Annotated in this window: 10 protein-coding genes; 3 read left to right on the top strand and 7 right to left on the bottom strand. The window is 75.4% G+C overall.

The features are described 5' to 3' along the window. Positions 1–27 precede the first annotated feature (27 nt). Positions 28–498, bottom strand: a complete 471-nt coding sequence (locus tag ACFQTY_RS09030; protein WP_378099573.1) for a histidine kinase — start codon at positions 496–498, stop codon at positions 28–30. A gap of 241 nt (positions 499–739) precedes the next feature. Here ACFQTY_RS09030 and trpS point away from each other — a divergent pair, with 241 nt between their 5' ends. After that, positions 740–1,840: a tryptophan--tRNA ligase gene (gene trpS / locus ACFQTY_RS09025; RefSeq protein ID WP_378100710.1), complete on the top strand. Its 1,101-nt coding sequence runs from the start codon at positions 740–742 to the stop codon at positions 1,838–1,840. A gap of 55 nt (positions 1,841–1,895) precedes the next feature. Here the strand turns inward: trpS and ACFQTY_RS09020 are convergent, their stop codons facing one another. The 5 genes from ACFQTY_RS09020 to purL form a co-directional block, all read right to left on the bottom strand. Beyond that, complete coding sequence (locus tag ACFQTY_RS09020; protein ID WP_378099571.1) at positions 1,896–2,276, bottom strand: sterol carrier family protein; 381 nt, start codon at positions 2,274–2,276, stop codon at positions 1,896–1,898. A 105-nt stretch (positions 2,277–2,381) separates the two neighbouring features. Further along, complete coding sequence (gene rsgA / locus ACFQTY_RS09015; RefSeq protein WP_378100708.1) at positions 2,382–2,918, bottom strand: ribosome small subunit-dependent GTPase A; 537 nt, start codon at positions 2,916–2,918, stop codon at positions 2,382–2,384. Continuing rightward, on the bottom strand, positions 2,819–3,487 hold the full coding sequence (rsgA, locus tag ACFQTY_RS09010) for a GTPase RsgA (RefSeq protein WP_378099569.1): 669 nt from the start codon (positions 3,485–3,487) through the stop codon (positions 2,819–2,821). The genes rsgA (ACFQTY_RS09015) and rsgA (ACFQTY_RS09010) overlap by 100 nt, the downstream gene beginning before the upstream one ends. A gap of 63 nt (positions 3,488–3,550) precedes the next feature. After that, entirely contained in the window at positions 3,551–5,035 is a 1,485-nt protein-coding gene (locus ACFQTY_RS09005) for an RNB domain-containing ribonuclease (RefSeq protein WP_378099567.1), read from the bottom strand. Between the two features lie 15 nt (positions 5,036–5,050). Next, positions 5,051–7,432, bottom strand: a complete 2,382-nt coding sequence (gene purL, locus ACFQTY_RS09000; protein WP_378099565.1) for a phosphoribosylformylglycinamidine synthase subunit PurL — start codon at positions 7,430–7,432, stop codon at positions 5,051–5,053. Between the two features lie 53 nt (positions 7,433–7,485). Between purL and ACFQTY_RS08995 the strand changes: the two genes are divergently transcribed. Continuing rightward, a complete protein-coding gene (locus ACFQTY_RS08995) occupies positions 7,486–8,232 on the top strand; it encodes a rhomboid family intramembrane serine protease (protein WP_378099563.1) in 747 nt (248 codons plus the stop codon). 92 nt (positions 8,233–8,324) lie between these two features. Here the strand turns inward: ACFQTY_RS08995 and ACFQTY_RS08990 are convergent, their stop codons facing one another. After that, the gene (locus ACFQTY_RS08990) at positions 8,325–9,545 is read right to left on the bottom strand and encodes an AGE family epimerase/isomerase (protein ID WP_378099561.1); all 1,221 of its coding nucleotides are present in this window, start codon (positions 9,543–9,545) and stop codon (positions 8,325–8,327) included. Between the two features lie 216 nt (positions 9,546–9,761). Between ACFQTY_RS08990 and ACFQTY_RS08985 the strand changes: the two genes are divergently transcribed. Continuing rightward, entirely contained in the window at positions 9,762–10,700 is a 939-nt protein-coding gene (locus ACFQTY_RS08985) for a DUF2599 domain-containing protein (RefSeq protein WP_378099559.1), read from the top strand. Positions 10,701–10,741: the final 41 nt, after the last annotated feature.

Here is a 10,741-nt window from a genome sequence, read left to right as displayed (position 1 = left end):
CGCACAGGGCCGACGGCGGATCCGACCTCAGCGGCGCAGCGACCGCCGGTCGGCCCACAGGGCGAGACCGGCACCGATGCCCAGGCCGAGCACCGCACCGGAGAGCGCCGCGAGCAGGCGGACGCCGTTGGAGCCGCCGAGGAACGGCAGCACGCCCCCCGTGCTGCTGACGGAGCCGTCGGCGAGCAGCACGGCGACGAGCAGGCCGACGACGAGGCCGACCAGGGTGCCCGTGGTGAGGAAGGCGCTGTAGCGCGGGGCGTGGCGGACGGTGGCCGGCACGGCGGCGCGGAGCAGCTCGTCCTCCGTGGGGACGGCTTCGTCGTCGCGGGCTGCGTCGGCCGGAGGCACGGGGTCGGCCGGTGCGGCCGCCGGAGCCACCTCGGGAGCCGATGCGTCGACCGTGGCCTGGTCGGGAGGCACGGGACCGTCGGGCGCCACGGCACCTCCGGGAGGCGGGGCGCCCTCGGGGGACGGCATGGGCTGCGGATCCGGCACCCCGCGATCCTAGGCGGGGCTCACGGCGCCCACCGAGACGACGCCGGGCGACCGGTAGCCTCGTCGTCATGACCGCGAACCGTGCCTGGTGGTGGCTGCGCTAGTCGCAGCCCGGTCATCCACACCTCCCCGAGCTGCCGAGCGGCTCGGGTGACGGAACGGTCCCGGTCTCGCGCGGCGGCACCGACCCGAAGGACCCGTCGTGCTCCCGTCGTCCACCGCACCCTCCCCCACCGCCTGCGTGACCTCGGCGCCGGACGGCCCGCCCGGCGCCGCGCTCGGCTCGCTGGAGCTCGCCGCCCTCCGCGCCCGTCAGCGGGCGCAGCAGATCGAGGAGGAGCTGGCCCGGGACCCCTCACGGTTCCGCGTGCTGACCGGCGAGAGACCGACCGGCCCGCTGCACCTCGGGCACCTGTTCGGCACCGTGGAGAACCGGGTGCGGCTGCAGCGGTCCGGCGTCGACACCCTGCTGGTGGTGGCGGACTACCAGGTGATCACGGACCGCGACGTCGCCGGTGACGTGCGGGGTGCGGTGCGCGAGGTGGTGCTCGACTATCTCGCGGCCGGTCTGGACCCCGAGCTGACGACGATCTTCACGCACAGCGCCGTCCCGGCCCTGCACCAGCTGCTGCTGCCGTTCCTCAGCCTGGTGACCGTCGCCGAGCTGGACCGGAACCCCACCGTGAAGGCCGAGCTCGCCGCCACGGGCGGGCGCGCGCTGACCGGGCTGCTGCTGACGTACCCCGTGCACCAGGCGGCCGACATCCTGTTCTGCCGCGCCAACCTGGTGCCCGTCGGGCGGGACCAGCTGCCGCACCTGGAGACCACGCGCACCATCGCTCGGCGGTTCAACCAGCGGTACGCGGGTGCCGAGCCGTTCTTCCCCGAGCCAGACGCGCTGCTGTCGACCGCGCCCGTGGTGCTCGGCACGGACGGCGCCAAGATGAGCAAGTCCGCCGGCAACGCGATCGCGCTCGGCGCGGACACCGACACCACGGTGCGGGCGATCCGCTCGGCGCGCACGGACGGCGACCGGCACATCACCTACGAGCCGCAGCGGCGCCCCGAGGTGGCCAACCTGCTGCTGCTGACCGGCCTGTGCACCGGACGGACCCCGCAGGAGGTCGCCGAGGACATCGGTGGGCGCGGTGCGGGCGTCCTCAAGTCGCTGCTCGCCGACGCACTGCTGGACTACCTGGCCCCGCTGCGGGCCCGCCGGGCCGAGCTGGCGGCGGACCCGCAGGTGGTGCACGACGTGCTGACCAGGGGCAACGCGCGCGCGAACGAGCTGGCGGACGAGACCATCCGGGAGGTGCGCCGGCTGATGCGGATGCTCCTGTGACGGCGCCGGGGCGGATCGGCGATCCGACACCGCGCGTCAGGTGCGGGGACGAGCGTCAGCCGCGGGGGCGGGCGGCCTGCAACGGGAGCCAGTCGGAGAGGTCGGCGCGGGCGCCCGAGGCGTGCACCCGTCCCTGCGCCAGGGCGTCCGTCCACGTCAGCGCACCTGTTGCGAGGCGGAGCCACGTGTCGGGGTCCGTCTCGACGACGTTCGGCGGGGTGCCGCGGGTGTGCCGCGGGCCGGCGACGGCCTGCACGGCGCCGTCCGGCGGGACGCGCACCTCGACCGAATTGCCCGGGGCCACGTCGGCCAGCTCCTCGAGGGTGAACCGGACCGCGGTCCGTCGGGCGCCCACCGGGACGTCGTCGGGTGCGGCGCGCCACACGCCGAGCGCCGCCCGTCCGTCGGCCGGATCCGTCCTGCGTCGTACCGCCACCCGGACATCCTGCCCCGGTCGCGGACGCGGGACCGCCCCGGGGCGAGCCCGGCCCCCGACCCGACTCCCTGACGCGACTCCCTGGCCCGACCACCGACGGCGCGCTCAGCGGCGACCGGTGCCGCGCCCCTCGACCCGGTCCCGCTCGCGGAGCGACCGGTGCACGTCACGGCTCCACTGCCGGACACGCGCGCGCTCCTGCGCCGCGAGGCGCGCGTCCGCCCGTCGGGCCTGGTGGGCGGCCTCGCGGGCGAGCCGACGCCACGACTCGAGGCGGCGTTCCGGCAGCTCGCCGTCCTCCACCGCGGCCAGCACGGCGCAGCCCGGTTCCGACAGGTGCGCGCAGTCCGCGAACCGGCAACGGGCCGCGAGCGCGACGACGTCGGCGAAGGTCTCGTCCAGCGCCTCGGCATCGGCCACCAGGCCGATCCCCCGCACGCCCGGGGTGTCGATCAGCAGCACGCCGTCGCCCAGTGGCACCAGCTCGCGGTGGGTGGTGGTGTGCCGCCCGCGCCCGTCGGCACGGCGCTCGCCCGTCTCCATCACCTGGCGCCCGGCCAGGGCGTTGACCAGGGAGGACTTGCCGGCACCCGACGGCCCGACCATGACGAGCGTCGTCCCGGGGCGCAGCAGCGCCCGCAGCCCGTCGAGGCCGGACCCGTCGACCACGCTGACGGCGTGCACCGGGGCACCGGGGCGCCGGGGGCGACCGACGCGACCTCCGCCGCCATCGACGCGGCGTCCGGCACCAGGTCGGACTTGGTCAGCACGACCACCGGCTGGGCGCCGGACCGCCACGCGAGCGTCAGCAGGCGTTCGACGCGACCGAGGGACGGGTCCGGGTCGAGGTGCTCGACGACGAGCACCACGTCGACGTTCGCGGCGAGCACCTGCTCCCGGGAGGTGGCGCCGGCGGTGTCGCGGACCAGCGCGGTGCGGCGAGGCACGAGGTGGTGCACGTGCGGCTGGTCGCCGGGGGCTGACGCATCGAGGACCAGCACGTCACCGACCGTCGGCGGCAGGCGGACGCCGTCCGGGTCGGGGACCAGGCCGTCGTGGTCGAGCGGGACCCGCACAGGGGCGGCTGCGTCCATCGTGTCGAGGGCCTGGTCGGCGCCCGGGTGCCGCTGGTCCGTCGGCCGCTGCGGCACGTTCGCGGGCACGGCGAGGACGGCGCCGCGGTCGGCGCGCACCACTCGGACGGTGTCCATGCGACGACCGTAGGAGTGCGCCGACGGCGCGGGCGAGCGGATTTCGTCCGGCTCGGGGGTCGCTCAGGGCAGCCGGAACAGCACGGTGCGCCGGGGCACCGACGCCTCGGCCAGCCGCGCGTGGACCGGCACGCCGAGCGGGAGGTCGGCACCGTCGTCGGCCTCGATCCGGGCCCGCACCGCCGGGTGCCGCACCACCAGCTCGCCGCGCGTCGGCTCGGCGTCCCGCCGGTCGACCACCACGCCGTCGAAGGTGCCACCCACCCGCGGCGCCAGCACCGCCGCCTCCACCACGTCGGTCCCCTCGCGGTCGTAGGCGGCGGCCCGCTGACCGGTGCGACCCATCACCGACGGCAGACCGGGCAGGGCCGCGCGGACCCACTCCGGCACCGCCGATCCGGCGCACGCCGCGATGGCGATCTCCGAGGCGTACCTGTCCGCGAGGCGCCGCAACGGTGCGGTGACGTGGGCGTAGGGCGCCGCGATGGCCGCGTGCCGGGCGGCGGACCCCGTCGGGGGTGCGGCACCGTCCGACCCGCCGAACGCGACGTAGCCCGCGCCGCGGAACAGGGAGGTCGCGGCGTCGAGGAACGCGGCCTGCGCCGGGTGTGCCGAGTCCAGGCGCCGCAGCAGGTGCGGGTAGGGCTCGTCGGCGGGCCAGTCGACATCGAGGGCCGCGGCCGTGCGGTGCAGCCGCGCGACGTCCCCGTCGTCCGCCGGGGGCATGGTGCGCAGCAGGCCGACGCCGGCGTCGAGCATCAGCCGGGCCGCGGCCATGCCGGTCAGCAGGGACAGCTGCGAGTTCCAGCGCTCCATCGGCAGGACCGCCCGGAAGCTCGTCGTCCAGCCGCCGTGGCCGTCGGCCGCCACCTGCTGCTCCGGCACCGAGAGCGACACCCCGCCGCGGTCCCGTTCCGCCCGCTCGCGCAGCCGGCCCACCGCGCGCACCCCGACCAGCACGTCGGTCAGCGCCCCCGGCTCGTGCTCGTCGAGCATGCGCTGGGCCTGCGGGTAGGCAAGCTGCGCCCGGCTGCGCACCGTGGCGGGGCCGACGTGCACCGCGGCCGGCTCGCCGTCGGCTCCCAGGTCGAACCGCCACAGCACCGCCGGGCGGTCCTGGTCCGGGAGCAGGCTCGCGGCACCCTCCGACAGGGACGTGGGGTGCAGCGGGACGGTGCCGTCCGGGCCGTAGCAGGTGGTGCCGCGCGCGTGGGTCTCGATGTCGAGGGCGCCGCCGGGGACGACGAACGCGCCGACGTCCGCGATGGCGTAGTGCACGGTCCAGCCGTCGCCCGCGGGTGCGACGTGCAGCGCCTGGTCGAGGTCCATCGAGCCGGGCGGGTCGATGGTGAGCAGCGGGAGGTCGGTCGCGTCCACCCGTGCGACCGACCGACCCGGGACGTCCAGCGGTCCGGTCCGCGCAGCCGTGGCCGCCTCGTCGGCCGCCGCCGCGGCGAACTCCGTGGGGATGCCCAGCTCGGCCCGGACCTGCGCCAGCGCGGCTGCGACCTGGGCGTCCGCGAGGCGGGCGATGCGGGACCGGGGCACGGTCAGCCCCTCGCGTCAGCCGAAGTGGTGCGGCAGCGTCCCCTCGGACGCGGTCCGCAGCTCGGTGAGCGGGATGGTGAACAGCCCCTGCACCTCGACCGACGGCGCGTGCACGTGGTCGGAGGGGTCCACCGGCCGGCCGGCACCCGGGCTGCACGTCTCGGCGGTCTCGCCCAGCCGCAGCACCGGCACGCCGCGAGACGTGCACAGGTCGATCAGCCGGACCTCCTCCGAGCGCGGCACGGCGACCAGCACCCGGGCGGTGGACTCGGAGAACAGCGCCTCGAACGGCGTCAGCCCGTCCCGTGTGCACAGCGGGTCCAGGTCCACCTGCACACCGACCCCGAAGCGGAGCGACGCCTCGACCAGACCCTGCGCGAGGCCACCCTCGGACAGGTCGTGCGCGGCGTCGACCAGGTGGTCGCGGGCGGCCTGGGCCAGCACCAGGGCGAGCCGGCGCTCGGCCTCCAGGTCCACCTTCGGCGGGGTGCCGCCGAGCTGGTGGTGCACCACGTCCGCCCAGGCGGAGCCGTCGAGCTCCGGCCGGGTGGCGCCCAGCAGGTAGACGGCGTCACCGGGGTTGGTCCAGCCGGACCGCACCGCGTCGGCCACGTCGTCCAGCACGCCGAGCACGCCGACCACCGGGGTCGGGTGGATCGCCTGGTCACCGGTCGTGTTGTAGAGCGAGACGTTGCCGCCGGTCACGGGCACCTCGAGGGCGACGCAGGCGTCCGCGAGGCCGTGGATCACCTGGACCAGCTGCCACATCGAGTCGGTGCGCTCGGGGCTGCCGATGTTGAGGCAGTCCGTGACGGCCAGCGGCTTGGCACCCGTCGTGGCGACGTTGCGGTAGGCCTCCGCCAGCGCCAGCTGGGCGCCGACGTACGGGTCGAGCTGGGCGTAGCGACCGTTGGCGTCGGTGGCCAGCGCCACGCCGAGGCCGGTCGTCTCGTCGACGCGGACCACGCCGGAGTCGTCGGGCTGGGCGAGGGCCGTGTTGCCCTGCACGAAGCGGTCGTACTGGTCCGTGACCCACGCCTTCGACGCCAGGTTCGGCGAGGACGCGAGCGCGAGGACGGTGTCGCGGAGCTGGTCGGGCGTCTCCGCGCGCGGGTAGCGCGCCTGGCCGTCAGAGGTGCTCACCGAGTCCGCGACCAGGGCGTCCTGCCAGTCCGGACGGGCGTACGGGCGGTCGTACACCGGCCCCTCGTGCGCCACCGTCTTCGGGTCGACGTCGACGATGCGGGCGCCGAAGTGGTCGATGGTCAGCCGGCCGTCGCCGGTCACCTCGCCGATCACCGCCGTCTCCACGTCCCACTTGCGCGTGATGGCGAGGAACTCGTCCAGCTTCTCGGGCCGGACGATGCCCATCATCCGTTCCTGCGACTCGGACATGAGGATCTCGCCGGCGGTCAGCGTGGGGTCGCGCAGCAGCACCTTCTCCAGGTCGACGTGCATGCCGGACCCGCCGTTGGACGCCAGCTCGCTGGTGGCGCAGCTGATGCCGGCGGCGCCGAGGTCCTGGATGCCCTCGACGACGTGCGCCGCGAACAGCTCCAGGCAGCACTCGATGAGCACCTTCTCCATGAAGGGGTCGCCCACCTGGACCGACGGCCGCTTGGAGGGCTTGGTGTCGTCGAACGTCTCGCTGGCCAGGATCGAGGCGCCGCCGATGCCGTCGCCGCCGGTGCGCGCGCCGAACAGCACGACCTGGTTGCCCACACCCTCGGCGTTGGCCAGGTGGATGTCCTCGTGCCGCAGGACGCCGAGGCACAGGGCGTTGACCAGGGGGTTGCCCTGGTACGACGGGTCGAAGACGAGCTCGCCGCCGATGTTCGGCAGGCCCAGGCAGTTGCCGTAGCCGCCGACGCCCGAGACGACGCCGTGCACCACGCGCGCGGTGTCCGGGTGGTCGACGGCGCCGAACCGCAGCTGGTCCATCACGGCGACCGGGCGGGCGCCCATCGAGATGATGTCGCGCACGATGCCGCCGACGCCGGTGGCCGCACCCTGGTACGGCTCGACGTAGCTGGGGTGGTTGTGCGACTCGACCTTGAACGTGACCGCCCAGCCGTCGCCGATGTCGACGACCCCCGCGTTCTGCCCGATGCCGACCAGCAGGTGCTCGCGCATCGCCGGCGTCTGGTTCTCGCCGAACGTCGACAGGTGCAGCTTCGACGACTTGTACGAGCAGTGCTCCGACCACATCACCGAGTACATGGCCAGCTCGGCGGCGGTGGGCCGACGGCCCAGGAGGTCACGGATGCGCGCGTACTCGTCGGGCTTGAGGCCCAGCTCGGCGTACGGCTGCTCGAGGTCCGGGGTGGCGAGCGCGTGCTCCACCGTGTCGGACGTGGCGGCGGGACGGGGGGCCGGCGACTGCACGTGGCTGGTCATCGATCCCCGAGGATAGCCGGGCAGGTATGGAGACCCGTTGCTAGCGTCAGTGGGTGGTCATCCCCATCGCGGACGACAACAGCAGGCGCCGGACGACGCCCGGCATCACCTACCTGCTGGTCGCGGTGAACGTGCTGGTGTTCCTCGCCATGGTGCGGGCGACGCCCACCGAGCAGGCGCAGCTGATGGCCACCTACGCTGCGGTCCCCCGCGCGATCCTGCACGACGGACCTGCCGCCTGGCTCACGCTGCTGACCAGCATGTTCATGCACGCCGGCTGGCTGCACCTCGGCGGGAACATGCTGTTCCTGTGGATCTTCGGCGACAACGTCGAGGACGCGATGGGGCACCTGCGGTACCTCGGCTTCTACCTGCTGTGCGGCGTGGTCGCCGGGCTGACGCAGGTCGCCGTCGACCCGTCGGGGACCACCCCGCTGGTCGGCGCGAGCGGAGCCATCGCCGGCGTGCTCGCCGCGTACGTGGTGCTGTTCCCGCGGGGCATGGTCCGCACCATCGTGGTGCTGATCCCGCCGCTGTTCGTCTGGCCGCTGCTGCCGGCGTGGCTGCTGATCGGCGGCTGGTTCTTCCTGCAGTTCTGGTCGGGGCTCAGCTCGCTCGGCGCGTTGTCCGCGGGCGGGGTGGCGTACTGGGCGCACGTCGGCGGGTTCGTGCTCGGGGCGGTACTGGCGAAGCCGTTCGCACGGGCCGGCGGGGTGGAGCACCGGTTGGCGACCACGCGCCGCTACCCGCAGGACCTGTACCGGAACGACCCGTACGGGCGGCGGCCGCCGCGCTGGTGAGCGGCCCGGGCTGGGCAGGGCAGCGGCGCCCGGAGACAAGCCGGGTGCGGCAGGGGCTCCCCCACCGCACCCGGACCTGAAGCCCCTGCCTGCTAGGACCGGACCAGCCCCTGCGCCACCGCGGTGGCCAGCGACGGCGCCAGCGGCAGCCGCGGGATCAGCGTGCACTGGGCGGCGTGGTACAGGTCCGCCTTGCCGGGCCAGACGGTGCCGGCCGGCTGGTTGTGCACGTCGAGCTGGTGGAACCACGAGCCGTTGACGTGGTCGATCACGTACCGGTCGACGTAGTCCCACCACTGCGCGTAGCGCTGCGCGTACTGCTCGTCACCGGTGCGCTGGTGCAGCGCCGCCGCGGCGCCGATCGCCTCGGCGGCGACCCAGTGCATGCGGTCGGCCACGACGGGGGCGCCGGACCAGTCGGTGGTGTAGACGAAGCCGTCGGCACCGTCGGCCGCCCAGCCGTCCGCGACCGCGCGGTCGAACAGCGCGCGCGCCGCCTCGAGCCAGTCGGCGCCGGTGGCCCCGGAGGCCTCGAGGTGCAGCAGGAGGCGGGCCCACTCCAGGCCGTGGCCCACGGTGGCGCCGTACGGCTTGAACTTGTCGTCCCGCTGGTCGTCGTTGAACTCCGGCTGGGCGGTCCACGCCTCGTCGAAGTGCTCCGGCAGCCGCCAGCCGTTGCCCGCGGCGGCCGAGGCGGCGAAGGCGCCGATCCGGGCGGCGCGGTCCAGCCAGACGCGGTCGCCGGTGACGTCCGCCGCCGCGAGGAACGCCTCGACGGTGTGCATGTTCGCGTTGATGCCGCGGTACGGGTCGAGCGTGCTGAACGTGGTGTCCCACGTGTCGACGGCCTTGCCGGCGGCGTCGTCCCAGAACCAGCGCTCGTAGGTGGCCAGCGCGTCGGTGAGCAGCTCACGGGCACCGGCCAGGCCGGCGACGGTGGCCGACGAGGCGGCGAGCACGACGAACGCGTGGGCGTAGGCCGTCTTGTCGGGGTCGGGGGTGCCGTCGGCGCCGACGCCGGGGTACCAGCCGCCGTGCTGCGTGTCCCGCAGCGGGCCGGTCAGCCCCGCGAGCGCCGCCTCGGCGATCGGCCGGCTGCCCGGGATACCCAGCAGGGTGCCGAGCGAGTACACGTGCACGGTGCGGCACGTGATCCACGTCTGCACCCCCTGCGCCGGCAGCGGCGTGCCGTCGTCGTCCAGCCAGTAGGCGCCCCCGCCCGGGGCGGGGGTGTGCCGGCCGAAGGCCAGCAGGGAGTTCAGGTGGCGGTCCAGCCATGCCAGGTGGCTCGGGACCGTGGGCCAGGCCCGCATCGTCAGCTCACTCCAGAGGTGTGTCGGGGCAGGGACGCGGCGGTGGTGCCGCGCGGCGTCGGCCCGGGCGGCTCGGCGGGACCGTCGTCGGCCGCCGCGGCGCGCCCGGCGGCCGCCTCCCCGCATTCTCGTCCACCGACGGCGCGGGGCGTGGGACCAGGATGACGCCGCCCGGTGGACCGCCCGCGCCCGCGCCCGCCCGGTTAGGGTGCCTGCGTGTCCAGCCACCGCGGGCCGAGCACGGACCGTCGCCGGCGTGTGCGCGCCGGCCGCGCGTTCGCCCTGGTCTGCGTCCTGGTCGGCCTCGCGTCGGGGTGCACGGCCGGCGACGCGGCCGGGCCGACCGACGCCCTGCCCACGGCGGGCACGGCTGCGCCAGCGCCGAACGACCCCTCGGCGGCGGACGTCCGCACGAGGGGTGTGGCCCTGACCGCCAACGGCGTCAGCGCCGCCGCCGTCCCGGACGCCACCGTCACCGCCGACGCCAGCGCCGACCCGGACGGCTCGGCCCACCTGCGCCTGGTGGCCAAGGACGGCGCCGAGAGCGGATCGCCGACCACCGCGGTCGCGAGCCCGACGACCTCCGCACCGGCGGCCGTACCGCTGGCGTGGCTGACCGGTCCGGCCGGCTCGACGGCCGCCGTGCTCGAGGACGGGTCCGCAGTGATCTCCGCCTCCGACGGGTCCTTCCTGATCGGGCTCAGCGCACCGACGCCGAGCGCGCGGTTCACCGTGGTCGGCACCCCCGCGGCCGTGCTACGGATCGACCACGTGACCGCCAGTGGGCTCGGGGCCACGGCCACCGGCGGCCCGGTCACCACCTGGCTGTCCGGCAGCGCGGTGGTGGCAGCCACCTGGGGCGTGGCCGAGGGCGGCCGCTCCCTCGAGGTCACCCCGAGCGAGTGGGCGCGCAGCGGCACGCTGGCCGCTCAGCAGGCACTGTGGAGCCAGCTCGTCGCGCAGCACCCGGACGCGAACAGCCCGACGATGCACGAGCAGCTGCTGTGCCACGTGCTCGGCGCGGCCGGCAAGTCCACCTGGCACATCGAGCCGTGGCGGCCTCAGGTCGACGCGCTGACGATGCTGCGCACGCGGTGCAACCCGACGGCTGCCGACGTCGCCACCCCGCCTGCCCCGACCGCAGCCAACGGCTGACGGCCGGGGGCCGGGGCGCGAGACCTGGAGGTCTGCACCTC

Source organism: Cellulomonas sp. T2.31MG-18, assembly GCF_964266755.1.
Classification (GTDB): domain Bacteria; phylum Actinomycetota; class Actinomycetes; order Actinomycetales; family Cellulomonadaceae; genus Cellulomonas.
Note: the sequence above shows the minus strand (reverse complement) of the source record. Positions and strands in the feature narration are given on the sequence as shown.